12 protein-coding genes are annotated in these 17,732 nt (G+C 57.0%); 8 read left to right on the top strand and 4 right to left on the bottom strand.

Annotated features, from left to right (window positions below; translation table 11 throughout):
- The first annotated feature begins 15 nt into the window (after positions 1–15).
- The 4 genes from smc to K7H09_RS13330 all read left to right on the top strand — a co-directional run bounded on the left by smc (position 16) and on the right by K7H09_RS13330 (position 8,494).
- Positions 16–3,510, top strand: coding sequence for a chromosome segregation protein SMC (smc, locus tag K7H09_RS13345; RefSeq protein ID WP_230804902.1), 3,495 nt, complete (start codon positions 16–18; stop codon positions 3,508–3,510).
- Positions 3,511–4,150: 640 nt separating this feature from the next.
- A complete protein-coding gene (gene zipA / locus K7H09_RS13340; RefSeq protein WP_159176101.1) occupies positions 4,151–5,989 on the top strand; it encodes a cell division protein ZipA in 1,839 nt (612 codons plus the stop codon).
- A gap of 196 nt (positions 5,990–6,185) precedes the next feature.
- A complete protein-coding gene (gene ligA, locus K7H09_RS13335) occupies positions 6,186–8,219 on the top strand; it encodes an NAD-dependent DNA ligase LigA (protein WP_230804900.1) in 2,034 nt (677 codons plus the stop codon).
- Positions 8,219–8,494, top strand: coding sequence for a YheU family protein (locus K7H09_RS13330; protein ID WP_022519947.1), 276 nt, complete (start codon positions 8,219–8,221; stop codon positions 8,492–8,494). Before ligA ends, K7H09_RS13330 begins: the two co-directional genes overlap by 1 nt.
- 1,239 nt (positions 8,495–9,733) lie before the next feature.
- Here K7H09_RS13330 and mnmC read toward each other — a convergent pair.
- Both mnmC and K7H09_RS13320 read right to left on the bottom strand, forming a co-directional pair.
- On the bottom strand, positions 9,734–11,740 hold the full coding sequence (gene mnmC, locus K7H09_RS13325; RefSeq protein WP_230804898.1) for a bifunctional tRNA (5-methylaminomethyl-2-thiouridine)(34)-methyltransferase MnmD/FAD-dependent 5-carboxymethylaminomethyl-2-thiouridine(34) oxidoreductase MnmC: 2,007 nt from the start codon (positions 11,738–11,740) through the stop codon (positions 9,734–9,736).
- 158 nt (positions 11,741–11,898) lie between these two features.
- Positions 11,899–12,198, bottom strand: a complete 300-nt coding sequence (locus K7H09_RS13320) for a YciI family protein (protein WP_022519945.1) — start codon at positions 12,196–12,198, stop codon at positions 11,899–11,901.
- A gap of 144 nt (positions 12,199–12,342) precedes the next feature.
- On the opposite strand from K7H09_RS13320, the gene K7H09_RS13315 reads away from it, so the two are divergent.
- The 3 genes from K7H09_RS13315 to K7H09_RS13305 all read left to right on the top strand — a co-directional run bounded on the left by K7H09_RS13315 (position 12,343) and on the right by K7H09_RS13305 (position 14,939).
- On the top strand, positions 12,343–13,263 hold the full coding sequence (locus K7H09_RS13315; protein ID WP_230804895.1) for a PHP domain-containing protein: 921 nt from the start codon (positions 12,343–12,345) through the stop codon (positions 13,261–13,263).
- An 87-nt stretch (positions 13,264–13,350) separates the two neighbouring features.
- Positions 13,351–13,974 carry an L-threonylcarbamoyladenylate synthase gene (locus tag K7H09_RS13310; protein WP_138800955.1) on the top strand — a complete coding sequence of 208 codons (624 nt, stop codon included), beginning with the start codon at positions 13,351–13,353 and terminating at the stop codon, positions 13,972–13,974.
- 188 nt (positions 13,975–14,162) lie between these two features.
- Positions 14,163–14,939 carry a 5'-nucleotidase, lipoprotein e(P4) family gene (locus K7H09_RS13305; protein WP_022519942.1) on the top strand — a complete coding sequence of 259 codons (777 nt, stop codon included), beginning with the start codon at positions 14,163–14,165 and terminating at the stop codon, positions 14,937–14,939.
- A gap of 106 nt (positions 14,940–15,045) precedes the next feature.
- Here K7H09_RS13305 and K7H09_RS13300 read toward each other — a convergent pair whose 3' ends face one another.
- Both K7H09_RS13300 and K7H09_RS13295 read right to left on the bottom strand, forming a co-directional pair.
- On the bottom strand, positions 15,046–15,963 hold the full coding sequence (locus tag K7H09_RS13300; RefSeq protein WP_159176106.1) for an ion transporter: 918 nt from the start codon (positions 15,961–15,963) through the stop codon (positions 15,046–15,048).
- Positions 15,964–16,014: 51 nt separating this feature from the next.
- The gene (locus tag K7H09_RS13295) at positions 16,015–16,914 is read right to left on the bottom strand and encodes a CYTH domain-containing protein (RefSeq protein WP_159176107.1); all 900 of its coding nucleotides are present in this window, start codon (positions 16,912–16,914) and stop codon (positions 16,015–16,017) included.
- A gap of 137 nt (positions 16,915–17,051) precedes the next feature.
- On the opposite strand from K7H09_RS13295, the gene K7H09_RS13290 reads away from it, so the two are divergent.
- The gene (locus K7H09_RS13290) at positions 17,052–17,732 is read left to right on the top strand and encodes a TIGR00153 family protein (protein WP_009286796.1); all 681 of its coding nucleotides are present in this window, start codon (positions 17,052–17,054) and stop codon (positions 17,730–17,732) included.

Below are 17,732 nucleotides of genomic sequence, written 5' to 3'. Positions count from 1 at the left end.
GAACGCCGCTTCGGTATGCGCTTAACGTCGATTCGCTTAGTCGGGTTTAAGTCCTTTGTGGATCCCGTCACGGTGCCCTTCGATGGCAATATGACCGCCATCGTAGGCCCCAACGGCTGCGGTAAATCCAATATTATTGACGCCGTGCGCTGGGTGATGGGGGAGTCATCCGCCAAAACCCTGCGCGGTGAATCCATGGCCGACGTTATCTTTAACGGCTCCACCGGCCGTAAACCGATCAGCCAGGCGTCCATAGAACTCAAGTTCGACAACCGCGATGGCGGCATGGGCGGCGTTTACGCCCAGTACGCGGAAATTGCCGTTAAGCGCTTGGTCACCCGCGACGGACAATCCAACTACTTCTTTAATGGCCAGAAATGCCGTCGGCGCGATATCGCCGACCTGTTTATGGGTACCGGTCTGGGGCCGCGCTCCTACGCGATTATCGGCCAGGGGATGATCTCGCGGCTGATCGAAGCCCGCCCCGACGATCTGCGCTCAACGCTTGAAGAGGCCGCGGGTATCTCCAAGTACAAAGAGCGCCGCCGGGAAACCGAAAACCGCATGCGGCGAACCCAGGAGAACCTGGAGCGTCTGGACGATATTCGCGAAGAGCTGGATAAACAGCTAGAGCGCCTCAAGCGTCAGGCCGAAGCCGCCAAACGCTATCAGGATCTCAAGGAGCAGGAGTATCGGCTCAAGGGCGAGCTGGCGCTGCTGCGCGGGCGCGCCCTGCGCTCCGAGCAATCGCATCAAGAGAGCCGCGTTCGCGAATTGGAAATAGCGGTAGAAAAAGATGTCTTCGGCGTCCGCCAGTGCGAAACCCGCCTGGAGCAGGCCCGGGAGCAGCACGACGAACTTTCTGAGGTGCTCGATCGCCATCAGCAGCAGTTCTTTGAAACCACTACGCGCATCGCCCGTTTAGAACAGGATCAGGCCCACCGGCGTAGCCGTGAAACCCAGCTGGCCAGCGACATCGCCACGGCTCGGCGCGAATTGGACGAGCAGCGCCGCGTTAGCGAAGGCGATCAGGAGCGTTTAGCCGCCATTGACGAGCGCTTTGAGGATCTGCTCCCCGAACACGAAGCGCTGGAGGAGCAGCTCGAAAGCCTGGAGCAGGCGTTGGCCGACGCATCTCCCGCACTGGAAGCCGCCGAGCAGCAGTGGGCCGATGCCGAAACCCGCTGGCGGGATGCCAGCCGCGATGCGGATCGCAGCCAGGATCAGTTGCGCGACCTTGAACAGCGTATTCAGCGCTTACAGGCGGAAAATCAGCGCCGCCGTCAGCAGCGCAGCGAGGTAGCCGATCTCACCGCGCTGCGTGAAGAGCACGCTGTGTGCCAGGCGCAGTTGACCGAGGCCGAGGAGCAGTCGGAAGGTTTTCAAACCCAGCGGGATCAATGGCAGCAGCGCTACGGCGATGCTAAAGCAGCCTACCAGCAGGCCACTCAGACGCGGGACAATCAGCGCGCTGAACTCAGTCAGCGCCAGGGTGAGTTGGCCTCACTTCAAGCGTTGATTGATGCCGCCCTGGTGGATCACGATCCTGCTATTGGCACGACCTTAGAAGCGTATGGTTTAGCGGATGCCCCTCAACTGGGCGAAGCACTGCAGGTTGAGCCCGGCTGGGAAACGCTGGTGTCCTGGCTGCTCGCGCCTTGGCTCAATGCCCGCCTGGTGAACCGCCACCAACTGGCCGCTTTACCTGAAGCCTTAGCCACGGAGTGGCGGCTGATTGATCAAACACCATCCGCCGCCTCAACCTCTGGCCAGCGATTAGACAGCTTGGTCAAAGGCGCCGGTGCGTTGGGTGAATGGTTAGCGAGCATTCACTATACGCAAACGGCAGAACAAGCGGAGGCGCAGGTAGCGCACCTCGCACCTGGCGAAAGCGTGGTAAGCCAGGATGGCGTTTGGCTGGGCCGCGGCTGGCTGAACCAGCAGGCCAACGGCGAAGGTATCGACGGGCTGCTATTAACGCGCCGCCGCTACGCCGAACTGACCGCCCAGCGCGAAAGCGAAGAAGAGGCGCTGGCGCTGGCAGAAGCGCAGTGTGAAGCGGCCAGTGAAACCATTGAAACCCTGGAACAGGCCCGTGAACAGCAGGCCGAACAGGAGCGCGCCCACGCCGCCACCCTGCAACAGCTGGCGGTAAAAGAGCGCAGCCTGGCCCAGCGCTTGGAACATCTGGAGAGTCGCGCCACTGAACTCGATGAAGAGCTTGCCCAGCTGCAAGAAGATGAGGCGGAGTTGGCGCTTACCATCGACGAGCAGCGTGCCCGCTGGCATGTGGCGATGGAACAGTTGGAAAGCGCGGCGCAAGCGCGGGAAACCAGCGCCGAACAGCGCAACCGGCAGCGTGAAGCGCGTGACCAGTTGACCCAGCAGCACGCCCCGCTCAAAGCGCAGCAGCAGGCGCTGGCGCTGGAGCGTGAACGCTTGAGTGCCGAGCGCGATAGTCTGCGCTCACAGCAGGCGCGTTCAAGTGACTCTGAAGAGCGGCTCTCGCTGCGGATTGCCGAGCTGGAAGAGTCACGGGAAATGCTGATCGAACCCGACGAGCTGGCCGGTGAAGAGCTTGAAGAGCTGCTTCATCAGCGCGAGCAGCAGGAAGGGCGCTTAAACGCCACTCGTCAGCAGGCTCAGGCACTGGCAGAACAGCTGCGTAACGATGAACTTGCCCGCCAGCAGCACGAGCGCAACCTGGAACAGAGCCGCGAGCAGCTCCAGCAGCGGCGCATGGACGTGCAGGCGCTGGCGCTTAAAGCCACCACCCAGGATGAGCAGTTAGCTGAGCTTGGTCATAACGTCGAGACTCTTGCCGAACAGTTACCCCAGGAAGCGACGGAAACCCGTTGGCAGGAACGCCTGGAAAGCACCACGGATAAAATTCGCCGCTTGGGGGCGATCAACCTCGCTGCCATTGAGGAGTACGACCAGCAGGCCGAGCGGCGAAATTATCTGGAAGCGCAGCATGCTGAGCTGACCGAAGCGCTGGAAACCCTCGAAAGGGCGATTAAGCGTATCGATCAAGAAACCCGTGTGCGTTTCCGCGAAACCTTTGATCAGGTGAACACTGGGCTACAAACCCTTTTCCCTCGCGTATTCGGCGGCGGTGCTGCATGGCTAACGCTAACCGGCGATGATCTGTTGGAAACCGGCGTGGCGATTATGGCCCGCCCGCCGGGTAAGAAGAACAGCACCATTCATCTGCTCTCGGGCGGCGAGAAGGCGCTGACTGCGCTGTCGCTGGTATTTGCGATCTTTCAGCTTAACCCCGCGCCGTTCTGTATGCTGGATGAAGTCGATGCCCCCTTGGATGACGCCAACGTGGGCCGTTACGCCAGGCTGGTGAAAGAGATGTCTGAAAACGTTCAGTTTATCTACATCACCCACAACAAGATTGCCATGGAAGCCGCCGAGCGCTTGATGGGTGTCACCATGCAAGAGCCCGGCGTATCGCGGTTAGTCTCGGTGGGTATTGAAGAAGCGGCGGCGCTGGTCGATTAAACTAACTCCCTATCCTACCAAGCAGCAGTGAAAGCATTCTGATTGAGACCTGGGAGAACGAAGACTAAGCAGCAGAGTTCTTGGAAGAGCACTTCTGTTGAGAGCGTTTTTCCAAGGAGGCTATTGTCGAAAGCAGAGTTAGCGAAAGCACTATTGGCGATAGTAGAGTGAGCAAAGCTGAAGCGGCAAACGCCAAGTAGATAAACTTTTTGTTGGAAAAATGCGTAAAAAAATGTCCTAAAGCGTTCTTCTTAACTATATTAACCCTACTAATAGCGCGCTTGAGATGGTTAAACGGCTTATAGAGGCAATACGCAATGGCGGGTGTGTCGGTTGTCAAAACGGCTTTTCTTGCTTCTCGGATTCCTTTATAAAGCTATTTATAGATGTTAGATCTAATGATTGCGGCACTTTTGTTTGAAGTTAAGGTCAGATTTCTCTGGCCTAAAGAGAGGCAGAATTCTGCCATGGCGTGAAAATCGCGTTAAATGCAGCAAAAATTGGCCCTTTTGGTAGTAATCGCGCTATGCTTGGCTTTATTGATAGCAGGTAATTATTCAATAGCCGTTACCTATATTCAGGCATGACATTTTAGACACCGTGCCTTAGCAACCGGCAAGACGACCATGGAACGTTCGACATGGAACTAAGAGAGTGGCTAATCATTTTAGGGCTGGCGTTGGTATCGCTCATCGTTATTGACGGTGTGCGAAGACTTCAACGGCAGCGTCGTGTACCCCGTCTGGATCAGGCGGAGAAAGACCTATCCGGGAGTTCGCTAGATGATCCCGAGGAGGCTGCTAAAGCTGCGGAGATCAATTGGGAACTTCCAAATGGCGGTGCTCGAGTTGTTAAACCCGCAGACTATAGTGGCTTAGGTAATAAACCAAAGTTAGAACGTCAAGAGCATCCTGGGCCTTCTAGAGTGCTTTCAGAGTTTAGACGTTCCGCCTCTGCTAAAGCCGCCAAGCGCAAAGCTGATAAGGCAGATAAACTCGATAAAGCAGCATCAGTTGCTAAGCCAGCACCAAGCGTAGCCGTTAAGACAGAGCCGCCAGTCACTTCTGCGGCGACGTCTTCTGCTAGTTATGCTGCCCACAATGCGCCCACTGAACATGAGCGCCGCGAGCCCAGTATCTCAATGACTGACTCTGCACAAACTGGTTCTCCTCAAGCTGGCTCTCCTCAAACCGAGAGGCCGCAGGTCAAGGCGACAGCACCTTCGCAGCCGGAACCACAAATTGAGCAGCCTGCGTCTTCTGCTGCAACGCCTAGCTCTCCGGTGGCAGAAGAGAACGTTGAAGCGTCTCAACCTGCTGCTTCAGATGCTATCTCGTTCACCGCCAGTGACGCAGCTGCCACTGAAACAGACAGCGAAATGGCGGCACAGCCTCGCACTCAGCAGGAACCAGAGCACACCCAGGAGCCTGTGCTGCGGGCTGAGCCAGAAGATGCAGTATTTGCTAAACACGCCAATGAGCATTCGCCGAAACGGCGTCAGTTGCGTTCTGATACAGCGGGCGAATACGACGAGTTGGATGATGACGAAGTTGATGAGTATCGCCTGGTCGACTTTGAAGGCATGGGGCGCTCGCTGAAGCGTCGTTTGATTGCGCGGCGTAAAGAGAAGCAGCGCAAAAAAGCTGAGAAAGCGGTGCGTGATCAAGCCTTGGCCCAACAGAAGGCCGAGCGCAAAGCGCTGGAAGCAGAGCAGAAGCGTGAAGCCAAAGAAGCCGCTGACGCAGAGCGTGCCCGCCTTGCTCAAGAGCAGGCCCAAGCTCGTGAAGAAGCGGCTGCCGCCGAAAGGCTAGCCGCCCAGCAGCATGCTGCCGATGAAGAGGCGCGTCGCTACGCAAGCCATGAGTATGCAGCCCACGAAGAAGGTTTTGAAGAAAGCTTCGAGGCAGACGCTTATGACGGCCAAACGGCCGGCGAGCGTGGGATGAACGAGCGAGTCCGCGTACACCCAACGTTAGAAAAAGCTCTGCGCCATGATGTGAACGGTGAACACGCTAAAGAGACGCTGTCCAATGCCGAAGAAGTCGTGGTGATTAGCGTTCTGTCCCGTGATCCAGAAGGCTTCGATGGCACCAAACTACTTGAGCTGATGATGGTGTGCGGTTTGCGCTACAGCAGTGAAATGGGTGTTTTCCACCGCTTTGAAACCGAGAGCGATGCTAGTGAGCTTCAGTTCTCGATGGTGAATGTGGTTAAACCGGGTACTTTCCCCATTGAAGAGATGGGTGAGTTTATGACGCCCGGTATCACGCTGTTGATGCCGCTACCTGGCGCCATCGATAGCGCCGCTGCCTTTGAGGCGATGGTAGAAACCGCCATGGTGGTGGTTCGCCATATGGGCGGCGAGCTAAAAGACGAAAACCGCAGCGTGATGACCGCACAAACGATCGAGTTTGCCCGCCAGCGGGTGCGTGAGTTTGAGCGCCGCCATCGCCTGCATCGTCAACTGCAAGCCCGCTAATCGTCGCCTACTAACCGACGAAGCAGCACTTGCTGTGAAACACCCGCCTTCTTGCCAGGAGGCGGGTGTTTCTGTTCAATACGCTGTTGTTTTGTCATTTTTTATGTTTTTGAAATTTAGCTTTTGAAATTTAGCTTTTGAAATTTAGCTTTTGCGTTTTCGCTGCCGATTTTAGCTAGTACTGGAACCCACCCCAATGAGTCAGTCTGATTCTCAATCTCTGGAAGAGATTAACCAACTGCGGGCCGCCCTGGACGAGGCCAACTACCGTTACTACGTACTGGATGAACCGACGCTGACGGATGCCGACTATGATCGTAAATTTCAGCGTTTACAGCAGTTGGAGGCTGAGCATCCGGAGTTGGTCACTCCCGATTCACCCACTCAGCGTGTGGGCGCTGCCCCTGCGGATGGCTTTCCATCGGTGGCCCACGCTATCCCCATGCTGTCGCTGGATAACGCCTTTAGCCGTGACGATATCCTCGCCTTTGCTGAACGGGTGGCCGAACGCCTCGAATGCACGGCAGACGACCTTGAATTTACCTGCGAGCCAAAGTTGGATGGCGCGGCCGTCTCGCTAGTCTATGAGCAGGGCATGTTGGTGAGCGGTGCGACCCGCGGCGATGGCCGCACCGGCGAAGGCATTACCTCTAATCTGCGCACGCTGCGCTCGGTACCGCTCAAGCTGATGGGTAAAAACGTGCCTGCGCTGTTAGAAGTACGGGGTGAGGTCATTATGCGCCATGCGGGCTTTGAGGCGCTGAACGAGCGCGCCCGGGAAGAGGGCAGCAAGGTCTTTGCCAACCCCCGCAACGCGGCGGCAGGCAGCCTGCGCCAGTTGGATCCACGCATCACGGCAAAACGCCCGCTAGAGTTTCATGCTTATCAGGCTGCGCGCTTGGAGCCAGACTTAGGGGATACTGCGCACAGCGAACTAATGCAGCGTTTGTCCACGTTAGGCTTTCGCGCCAGTTCAGAATTGAAGGTGGTCAAAGGCCCTCAGGCCGTTGCCGATTACTGTGACCAGTTAGGCGAAAGGCGAGATGATTTAGGTTTCGATATCGACGGTGTGGTGATCAAGGTGAACGACCTGCGCCACCAGCGCGAACTTGGCTTTGTTGCCCGCGCGCCGCGCTGGGCGGTGGCGTTCAAGTATCCGGCTCAGGAAGAGGTCACCACGCTTAACGATGTGGAGTTCCAGGTCGGCCGAACCGGGGCGATTACGCCCGTGGCGCGCCTGGAACCAGTCACCGTGGCCGGGGTAACGGTGTCTAACGCGACGCTGCACAACGCCGATGAGATCAAACGCTTGGATGTCATGATCGGCGATACGGTGTCGATTCGCCGGGCCGGTGATGTGATTCCTCAAGTCGTGAGCGTGCATACCGAGCTGCGACCAGAGGATGCAAGGGAGATCATTTTTCCCGAACATTGCCCGGTGTGCGGTTCGGATATCGAGCGTATTGAAGGTGAAGCGGTCGCTCGCTGTTCGGGGGGCCTTTACTGTGCGGCGCAGCGTAAAGAAGCGCTCAAGCATTTCGCCAGTCGCAAAGCGCTGGATATTGACGGCTTGGGCGAAAAGTTGATCGTGCAGTTAGTTGATTTGGGCTGGGTAGAAACGCCGGCGGCGCTGTTTCACTTGTCTGTCGAACAGCTTCAAAGCCTGCCGCGTATGGGCGAGAAATCAGCCACCAACTTGGTCAACGCACTTGAAACTGCTAAATCGACTACGCTGGCGCGGTTTATTTACGCCTTAGGTATTCGTGAAGTAGGCGAGGCGACGGCGGCCAATCTCGCCAACCACTTTGGTACCCTTGAGGCCATTCAAGCCGCTGAGTTGGAAGCGCTGGAAGCGGTCAACGATGTCGGCCCGATAGTGGCCGCCCATGTGCATACTTTCTTCCGCCAACCGCACAATCAGGAAACCATTGCCGCGCTGATTGATGCGGGCATTACCTGGCAGGAGGCGGAAGTCACCCAAGGCCCTACTCCGCTGGAAGGCCAGACCTGGGTGCTCACCGGCTCGCTGGAGAGTATGACCCGGGATGAGGGTAAAGCACGCTTGCAGGCGTTGGGTGCTAAGGTGGCGGGTAGTGTATCGAAGAAGACTACCTGCCTGGTCGCAGGCGAAGCGGCGGGCAGTAAACTTACTAAAGCTGAACAGATGGGCGTGGAAGTCGTGGACGAAGCCACCTTTATCGAACGTTTGGCTGAGTGGGAGCAGCGTTAATGAGCCGTTTTATTGAAGTACCCGCCCGAATGCTGCCGCCGGACACCCTCAATGCCCTGCTAGAGGCGTTTGTGACCCGCCAGGGCTACGACACTACTGATACCACGGGCGAGGGCATGCACGGCTGGGTAGCCGAACTGAAAAAGCAGCTTGAGCGCAATGAACTGATTATCGCTCACGACCTTGAGCTAGAGATGACCGAAGTGATGACCCTGGCTCAGTGGCGCTCGTTTGGGCGCGATGTCGCCGACGACGAAGAAGAGGGCGATATTTAGCCTCATCTTGCGAAAAGCCTCCCAATATGTCGTCGCGAGGAGCGCAGCGACGCGGCAATCTCATCCTGTGGGGCACCCACCCCAGATTGCTTCACTTCGTTCTCAATGACGCCTATGTGTCATTGCGAGGAGTGAAACGACGAAGCAATCTCAGCCTGTCGGGGCACCCACCCCAGATTGCTTCACTTCGTTCGCAATGACGCCTATGTGTCATTGCGAGGAGTGAAACGACGAAGCAATCTTTGCTGGCATTGGCAGGCAAACCCGAGATCGCCGCGCTTCGCTCGCGATGACAAAAGAATGTTGTAGCCAGGCGCCTAGCCAATGTGTCATGGCGAGAGTGAAACGACGAAGCAATCTCAGCCTGTCGGGGCACCCACCCCAGATTGCTTCACTTCGTTCGCAATGACGCCTATGTGTCATTGCGAGGAGTGAAACGACGAAGCAATCTTTGCTGGCATTGGCAGGCAAACCCGAGATCGCCGCGCTTCGCTCGCGATGACAAAAGAATGTTGTAGCCAGGCGCCTAGCCAATGTGTCATGGCGAGAGTGAAACGACGAAGCAATCTCAGCCTGTCGGGGCCCCCACCCCAGATTGCTTCACTTCGTTCGCAATGACGCCTATGTGTCATGGCGAGAGTGAAACGACGAAGCAATCTCAGCCTGTCGGGGCACCCACCCCAGATTGCTTCACTTCGTTCGCAATGACGCCTATGTGTCATTGCGAGGAGTGAAACGACGAAGCAATCTTTGCTGGCATTGGCAGGCAAACCCGAGATCGCCGCGCTTCGCTCGCGATGACAAAAGAATGTTGTAGCCAGGCGCCCAGCCAATGTGTCATTGCGGGGAGTGAAACGACGAAGCAATCTTTGCTGGCATTGGCAGGTAAACCCGAGATCGCCGCGCTTCGCTCGCGATGACAAAAGAATGTTGTGGTCAGGCGCCCACCCAATATGTCGTTGCGAGGAGCGCAGCGACGAAGCAATCTTTGCTGGCATTGGCAGGTAAACCCGAGATCGCCGCGCTTCGCTCGCGATGACAAAAGAATGTTGTGGTCAGGCGCCCACCCAATATGTCGTTGCGAGGAGCGCAGCGACGCAGCAATCTTTGCTGGCATTGGCAGGCAAATCCGAGATCGCCGCGCTTCGTTCGCGATGACAAGAGAGTGTTGTAGCCAGGCGCCCACCCAAAAATGTCGTTGCGAGGAGCGCAGCGACGCGGCAATCTCAAGCTTGTCTATTAAGTCTGCCCACGAATAATTGCACTAATAATCCGCCGCCCTGGGTGTAAGTGATCGACCAGCGGCGCTTCTAGTGGCATTGGTTCATCGCAGATTCGTGAGGCGATTACCTCGGCACAAAGCGGCGCGCTGGCGAGCCCCCTTGAGCCGTGGGCGGTGGATATCCACAGGCCTGGATGGTGCCTGCCAGGTATCTCCGCCACGCGGGTGGCATCTTTGCTCAGCAGCGAATAGTCTGCCCGCCATGCTTCTGCCACCGGCACCGGCCCAGCGTAAGGGGTTTTGTCGGGGCTTGCTGCACGCACGGCGGCACGGCCCTTAAGGTTCTCAGGGCTCAGCTCAATGCCTGCCTGTTCCAACGCCTTTACCAACGCGGGCAGCGTCTGGCGCAGCTCATCGATATTGCGCTGATGGTCGTCATCCGTCACATCAGTTGTCGCATTGTTGGGTACAAAGCTAGCCCCGAAGGTCAGCACACCCTCTAAAGCGGGCGCCACATAGCCGCCAGCACAGACGACGCGTTTAGGGCCCGCTACCTCATTGGGTAGCGTTAGCTCGCTAATCTGGCCGCGCACCGACTGTAGCGGTAATTCCGCCGTTTGCGTAAAGCAGTTAGCCAAATGCGCGCTGGCAATCACCACCTGATCCGCCCGCAACGTACTGCCATCGGCCAAGTTCAGTTGCCAGCCGTTTTCTAGTTGGGTAAGGGAGCTAACGTCGCCTTGCTGCAAGCTAATGCCTGGTTGGCTAAGCAAGTACTCACACAGCGCCTTAGGCCTTACCCACCCCGCCTGTGGATAATAAAGCCCGTGAGGTGCACTGACGGTGATTGCCGCCGTTTCGGTTAACGTCGGGTTCTCCATGCCCGTGACGACTTCAGGTGGCAGCGGGTGTTGCTCGATAAAACGCTGCTGGCGGCGTGCCTCTTTATCACTGCTTGCCAACTGCACCACGCCGCAGGGCTGCCATAAGCTTTGGGGGGAGTTTTGCTGCGTTAACCAGCGCTGGCTGTACAACAGCCCAGCAAGATAAACCCGGCTTTGGTGATTGGTCTCGGCGGCAAGCTTTACATATAGCGCGCCCTGGCGATTACCCGAACCGCCCGCACCGGGTGCTTCGCGCTCCACCACTGTCACCTTAATGCCCCGCCGTGCCAGCGCTGCCGCTACGCTGCTTCCCGCCAACCCGGCGCCGACTATCACAACGTGCTTGGCCGGTGTCGCAGGCGGTGGGATAAACCAGGGAGTGGCCTGGCGGCGGTGATCCGCTGGTGGAGCTTCGATACTGCCCGCTAGCATTTCCCGCTTGCGGCCATAGCCCGGCACTTTCTTCCAGTTAAAGCCCGCCGCTTTCAGGCCCCGCTTAACGATGCCTGCGCAGGTGAAAGTGGCGAAAGTCGCGCCGGGGCGTGAACGGGCGGCCATGGCGTTAAACAATTCAGGCTGCCACATATCGGGGTTTTTAGACGGCGCAAAGCCGTCTAAAAACCAGGCGTCGACCTGACCATCCAACTGCTCCAGGCGCTCAGTGGTATCGCCGAAATGCAGATCAAGGGTGACGCGATCGGTTAAGTGCAGGCGGTGAATACCGCTAACCGCGGCGGGCCACTGGGCACAGAGCGCCTGTGTATAAGTCGCCAGCGAGGGCCAGCTAGCTAATGCTTGTTCAAGGGCAGCTAGCTCAAGGGGAAACTTCTCTGTGGATAACAGGTGCAGTCGTGCAGAAGAAGGGGCATGTTGTTCAAAACAGGCCCAGGCGCAGAGCATATTGAGCCCGGTGCCAAAGCCGGTTTCGCCAATCACAAAGGGCCGCGCGGCTTCCCAGGCGGCAAAGCGTTCGGGGAGGTGATTGGCACCCAGAAAGACATGTTCGGTCTCTGCGCGCCCATCGCCACGGGTGAAATAGATGTCATCAAACGCTGTTGCGTGGGGGGCTCCCTCGTTCCAGGTAAGGGTTGGCGTCGTTAATGCCGCAAGCGGTGGCAAAGCGTTTGAACGTTGGGTCACGCAGGTATCCGTATTGATGAACAGGTGGTTAAAAAATGATCAATTTGTTAGCGCTGGCGTTATCTCTGGCTTAGCGCAAAGCGTCCGCCGGGTTTGCACAGAGTTTTCCACAGGCTCTGTGAAAAAGCCGACGAACCCTCCATACTTGCCTATTGGCGTCAAGGCATAACTTTCTTGAACGGCTTAACAATTACCTTGGCATACACCCCTGCAATAATGTATGGGTCAGCGTCGGCCCACGCCTTGGCGTCTTCCAGGCTGTCGAATTCCGCTACCACCAAGCTGCCGGAAAAGCCTGCATCGCCAGGATTTTCAGCGTCGATGGCAGGGTGAGGGCCAGCCAGTACCAGGCGGCCTTCATCGCGCAGCGCTTCCAGGCGTGCCAAGTGGTCTGGCCGGGCCGCTAAGCGGCGCTCTAAGCTATTGGGTACATCTTCACTCATAATGGCATACAGCATTTGGGTATAACTCCTTGATAAGACGAGGATGCAAAGTGACCGTTAATTGACCGCACTGGCATAAGCGCGCACCATATCTTACCCATTGCGAAGGGTTCATTCACAGCTGAAAAGCGCATTCTGACAAACTGGCCACACGGCGTCATGCTTATGCCTCGACTTCCCTATACCTTTGATGCCGATCAGCGCTACCCAGTTGATTTGCACATGCACTCAACCGCTTCCGATGGCGCGTTAACGCCCACCGAGCTGGTAACCCTGTGTGCCGAACGCGGGCTGACGCACATGTCGCTCACCGATCACGATACCATGGACGGCATTGAAGAAGCGGGCCGCGCGGCGGAGCAAGCAGGGCTGTGTCTTATCCCCGGCTGTGAGTTATCCACACGCTGGCAGGGCGTCAATATCCATGTGGTGGCGCTGATGCCCGGTGGCTTGCAGGGGGCAATGGTGGAAGGCCTGATTCAGCAGCGTGAAGCTCGGATACAGCGTGCAGCAGTGATCGCCGAAAGGCTGGAAAAAGTCGGTTTATCCAACGCGCTGGAAAAAGCGCGCCTGCACGCTGGCAGTGACCGCCCGCTAGGCCGCCCGGACTTTGCCCGCGCGCTGGTAGCGGAAGGCGTGGTGCCCGACTGGGCCAGCGCCTTCAAGCGCTATCTGGGCAGCGGCAAAAAGGGCGATGTTAAAGCCCACTGGCCGGAAATCAGCGAAGCCGTGAGCTGGATTGTCGATTCCGGCGGTGTGGCCGTGATTGCCCATCCACTGCGCCACGGCTTAACCCGGCGCAAGCGAGGCCTGTTGATGGATACCTTCCAAGCGGCGGGCGGCCAAGCGGTTGAACTGGTCAGCGGCCAGCAGAACCCGGATAGCACCCGCGACCTGGCGCGTCAGCTAGTGGAGCGCGACCTTTACGCTTCTATGGGCAGCGATTTTCACTTCCCTGGCAGTCATGCGGCCCCCGGCAGCATGAGCCTAGTGCCGCGCACTGCGGCGCCCCCCATATGGCAGCATCCCCGGCTGCTGCACCTGCGCGATGCGTCACCCGGCCTGCTGGCGGTCGGTTAAATCACAGCCGGGTCATTGCAAAGCCCGGTCAGTTAAAAGCCAAGTCGGCTATGCTGTATAGGCAGGGCCTACGGACAGGAGTTACCAATGAGCCAATATTTTCAGATTCACCCGGAAAACCCTCAGAAACGCCTCATCGATCAGTCGATTGAGATCATTCGTAAAGGCGGTGTGGTTGCTTACCCCACTGATTCGGGCTATGCGCTTGGCTGCCATCTGGGTGAGAAGAAAGCCATTGAGAAGATAAAATGGCTACGTTCACTGGACGATAAACACAACTTCACCCTGGTGTGCTCCGATCTCTCGGAAATTGGCACCTACGCCAAGGTGGATAACGATGTATTTCGGTTGCTGAAAGCCCATACCCCAGGCCCTTATACTTATATTCTGGATGCCACTTCAGAAGTGCCGCGCCTGCTACTGCATCCCAAGCGGCGCTCCATTGGCGTGCGCGTACCGGATCACCGCATTACCCACGCGTTACTGGCCGCATTAGGCGAGCCGTTGATGAGCGTAACGTTGATTCCGGTGGGCGATGACCTGCCCATGAACGACCCGGAAGAGATCCGCGAGCGTTTTGGCGCCCACCTGGATGCCATTATCGACGGCGGCGCCTGCCATTTAGACCCCACCAGCGTCATCGACCTGCGCGAACTGCCGCCGAAAATCATCCGTGAAGGGCGCGGCGATATTTCTCCTTTCGTCGTCTAAAAACACTTTTCAGAGCAAATCCCTGCTTTTAGCTTTAATGAGCAGGGAGTTTGTCTATTTTTCATTATTTGAATGTTCAATGAAAATAAAATATGATCCTAACGGTTCTTTTCGATAATAAATTGTGATCCTTTAAGGCGAGGAATCGCCTCGTCTTTTTGAGATCGCCTAGCCCAGGAGATCATTCAATGACGAAGCCATTCCCTTCTCGCCTCTGCACCCTTGCTGCTCTAGCCAGCCTCACCGCTTTACCGCTGACCAGCCATGCAAATAGTGATGACGCAGAAATATGTGCCCAGGAAGCTTATGCAATGGGCCTGCGCTATCAACAGCAGTCTGCTGAAGCCGCTGCTCTGCAGCGTCAGGGTTTTGCCCTCGCCACCTACCGGCTTGAGGATCAGATTGAGGCGCATGGTGGTAGCGACGACTTGGCGATCATTACCGACCTGGATGAAACGGTGCTGGATAATAGCGCTCTGTTGGTTCGCGACATGCAGGCATGCCACGACTACACCACTTGGGACACATGGAAGCATTGGGAGCGTGAAGGCGAGCCGCGTTTGATGCCGGGTGCCAAAGCGTTCCTGGATTACGCGGATGAGCAGGGCGTGGCCATTTTTTACGTCTCTGATCGCTACCAGGAGAACGAGGCCGACACTATCGCCACCTTGGAAGCGCTAGAGCTACCCCAAGTCTCTGAACAGAGCGTGATGTTGCTGGGGCCTGCCAAGGCAGAACGTCGCGCGGAAGTGGTGGATAACCACACTCTGGTGATGCAGCTGGGGGATTCCCTTCACGATTTCGCGGGTGACTTCGCGGGCGCCGACCTTGACCAGCAGCATGCGCTTGTTGAAGAGAATGCCGAGCGTTTTGGCAACGATTGGATCGTGTTCCCCAACGCTACTTACGGTGCCTGGAGCGAGGCTGAGTTAGACGCCTGGGAAGCCCCGCACGAAGTGGAGTGATCGGTTAGATAACCACTCCATACCGCATTAAATAAACGCTGCGCGCCCCAGATTTGGCTATTTTGTTTGACGATTTAGCTTAGCTGTCTTGGGGCGCGTTTTTGTCTTAGTTCTTGTCTTCGTCACTCTCGTGGCGATTTTCTTGAGCGTCATCTGTTTTGTCGTCATCCTTCTTGCGCGGGTCTTCGCTGTCTTCATCCAGCCAGGTGCCGCAGCGTAGGCAGTAGCGGGCGCGTTTTTCATGGCGTTCGTGACCGCAGCCGGGGCAGGCTTCTTCGGAGTAACGCTCTTCACGGATCGAGCGAATCACCTGAGCGGAAAACACCCCGGTGGGCACGGCAATGATCGAGTAGCCGAGCAGCATGAGTACCACCGTAATCGATTTACCCAGCGCAGTAGCGGGGACGATGTCGCCATAGCCGACGGTGGTCATGCTGACAATGGCCCAGTACATCGACATCGGAATACTGGTGAAGCCCGCCTCAGAGGATTCGATGGTGTACATCAGCGCCGCGAACAGGGTAATCACCATTAATATGGCGCTAAAAAACAGCAATATCTGGCGCATGCTGCGTTTAAGGGCATCCATTAAAAGACGCGCCTCGCCGACAAACTCCATCAGGCGCAGAATACGAAAAATGCGCAGTACTCGCAGCAGACGAACGATCACCAATCCATGGGCGCCTGGTACCAAAAGCACTAGCCATGGGGGCAACACGGCAATCAAGTCGACGATCCCGTAAAAGCTTCTTAAATAGAGCGTCGGCTTTTCCAGGCAGTAAATGCGCAAGATCAGCTCAATGCTGAACAATAGCGTGAAGACCCACTCAAGATAGAAGAATAGCTCACCGTACCGCTCGGCATAAGTCTCGATACTGCCCAGCATAATGACCGCAACGCTGAGTAGAATCGCCACAATCAAGGCGATATCAAACGCTTTGGCTCCCGGCGTGTCAGACTCAAATATGATATGAAACAGGCGGGTGCGTAGGCCTTCCGCGCCGGGGGTTAAGTTTAAATTCATTGCATCATCCTGAAGTGGACCTCAATGCCGTCCTGAAAAGTGCGCTAGGACCTAGCGTAGCGCGGTTTGGTACGCCAAGCGATGGGCGAGCGCTAACGCCGCTTTACCGTAGGCTGCATTGGGCTGGCCGTCCGCATCGAGCGCGCCAGGCAGCGCCTGGGCATAAGCGCGTGCGGTGGCATCCAGTTCGGGATGTTCGGCGAGAGTGGCCAGCGCCTGCTGGGCATCGTTTAAAAAGCTGGCTTGTTGGCTGTCGTGGTAGGCGTCCAGCGCCAGCGTGGCACGGTGCAGCCACTCTGCCGGGGAGTGCGCTTCGGGGAGCGGCCAGTGTTGGCTACTAAGCGCATTGCCACGGGCCGCCTTGCTACTGTCCGAGGGTCGCAGGGGTACCTGTTCAGCAAGGGTCAATGCCAGCGCCCACAGAGCTTCAGGCTCGCCGCCTTTTAATTCGAGCTCTGCTTCGCGAATCGGCGTGCGGTAGTCACCGCTAATAATTTCGCCTTCATCCAATACCAGCTCGACATGACTCTCCTGACCTTGTCCGCCCTCTTTTAGCTGCCAGCTACGCCGTGTGAAATCGGTGCTGAGTTGGGGAGCGAGGGCATCTAGCACACCGCTAAGTTCGCCTTGAAAAGGGGGGAGTTTGGCAATTGAAGCGAGATCCAACTGCGGACCAGCCACTTGCCACTCCCACTCTTCGCGCTGGGAAAGCCCGCCACCACCTTGGCCAGCGGTTTTCACCGTTTGCAGCACCTGGCCGTCTACCTGGCGAAGTCGCAGCGCAATATGTGCTTTCGCCAGATCACCCTGAGGGGTATCAAAGTAGGTATTGGTCAACGTTTGTTTACGCACGGCGTGTGAAGCGAGATACGGGTGTTGAGTCAGCGCCGCAGGCCCTGTCGGGGCAAGGGCCAGTTTAAGTTCCACTTCCATGGGGTTTGGGCTTTTCATGACGCTAGCCACCTCGTTATCGTGACATTTAAATGAATATTTGATTACATTTGTGAACTTTTCATGACGGCGGCAGGCGCACTCTTTATACTGGCGCCGCCATTTCCAGGCTCCCCGAAAACAGGCTAAAAGGCATTATGGTTACCTCCAATCCTTTTTCTTCGATGTTTGGCCGCTCGCCATTCCAGCCGTTATTGGCCCATATCGTCAAGACGAATGAGTGTGCCGATCAGCTGTTGCCGTTTTTTGAAGCAACCCTGGTTGATGACTGGGACAAAGCGGCTGAGCTGCGCGAAAACGTCACCCGCCTAGAGCATGACGCCGATACGCTGAAAACAGAACTACGGTTGAACCTGCCCAACACCATGTTTCTTCCGGTGTCGCGCTCCGATCTGCTTGATCTGATCAGCGTGCAGGACAAGATCGCCAACAAGGTGCGTGACATTACCGGCATTATGCTGGGGCGTAAAATGCGCGTGCCGGATGAGCTGGCCGCGCCGATGCGCGACTACATTCGAACCAGCGTTGCCTGCGTGGCGCAAGCGCGTCAAGCGCTAGAAGAGCTCAAGGATCTGCTCGAGTCCGGCTTTGGCAAAAATGTCTCGGATGTGATGCAGAAGATGATCCGTGAGCTGCACACTCTCGAACACCAAGCCGACGACCAACAGATCACCATTCGCCGCCAGCTGTTCAAGCTTGAGAGCCAGCTACCACCAGTGGACGTGATCTTTCTCTACAAGATCATTGAATGGGTTGGCGAACTATCCGACCGCGCCGAGCGCGTGGGTAGCCGTCTGCAGATCCTGACTGCCCGCTAA

This window comes from Halomonas sp. IOP_14 (assembly GCF_021021315.1).
GTDB classification, from domain to species: Bacteria; Pseudomonadota; Gammaproteobacteria; order Pseudomonadales; family Halomonadaceae; genus Vreelandella; species Vreelandella titanicae.
The sequence above is the reverse complement of the archived record's forward strand: the minus strand, read 5'-3'. Positions and strand labels throughout refer to the sequence as shown.

Bases quoted from the DNA above. Each gene is read 5' to 3' on its own strand.
- zipA (WP_159176101.1), top strand. From the start codon at position 4,151: ATGGAACTAAGAGAGTGGCTAATCATTTTAGGGCTGGCGTTGGTATCG.
- K7H09_RS13315 (WP_230804895.1), top strand. From the start codon at position 12,343: ATGCTTATGCCTCGACTTCCCTATACCTTTGATGCCGATCAGCGCTAC.
- ligA (WP_230804900.1), top strand. From the start codon at position 6,186: ATGAGTCAGTCTGATTCTCAATCTCTGGAAGAGATTAACCAACTGCGG.
- K7H09_RS13295 (WP_159176107.1), bottom strand. From the start codon at position 16,914: ATGAAAAGCCCAAACCCCATGGAAGTGGAACTTAAACTGGCCCTTGCC.
- K7H09_RS13310 (WP_138800955.1), top strand. From the start codon at position 13,351: ATGAGCCAATATTTTCAGATTCACCCGGAAAACCCTCAGAAACGCCTC.
- smc (WP_230804902.1), top strand. From the start codon at position 16: ATGCGCTTAACGTCGATTCGCTTAGTCGGGTTTAAGTCCTTTGTGGAT.
- K7H09_RS13330 (WP_022519947.1), top strand. From the start codon at position 8,219: ATGAGCCGTTTTATTGAAGTACCCGCCCGAATGCTGCCGCCGGACACC.
- K7H09_RS13300 (WP_159176106.1), bottom strand. From the start codon at position 15,963: ATGAATTTAAACTTAACCCCCGGCGCGGAAGGCCTACGCACCCGCCTG.
- K7H09_RS13320 (WP_022519945.1), bottom strand. From the start codon at position 12,198: ATGCTGTATGCCATTATGAGTGAAGATGTACCCAATAGCTTAGAGCGC.
- K7H09_RS13290 (WP_009286796.1), top strand. From the start codon at position 17,052: ATGGTTACCTCCAATCCTTTTTCTTCGATGTTTGGCCGCTCGCCATTC.
- K7H09_RS13305 (WP_022519942.1), top strand. From the start codon at position 14,163: ATGACGAAGCCATTCCCTTCTCGCCTCTGCACCCTTGCTGCTCTAGCC.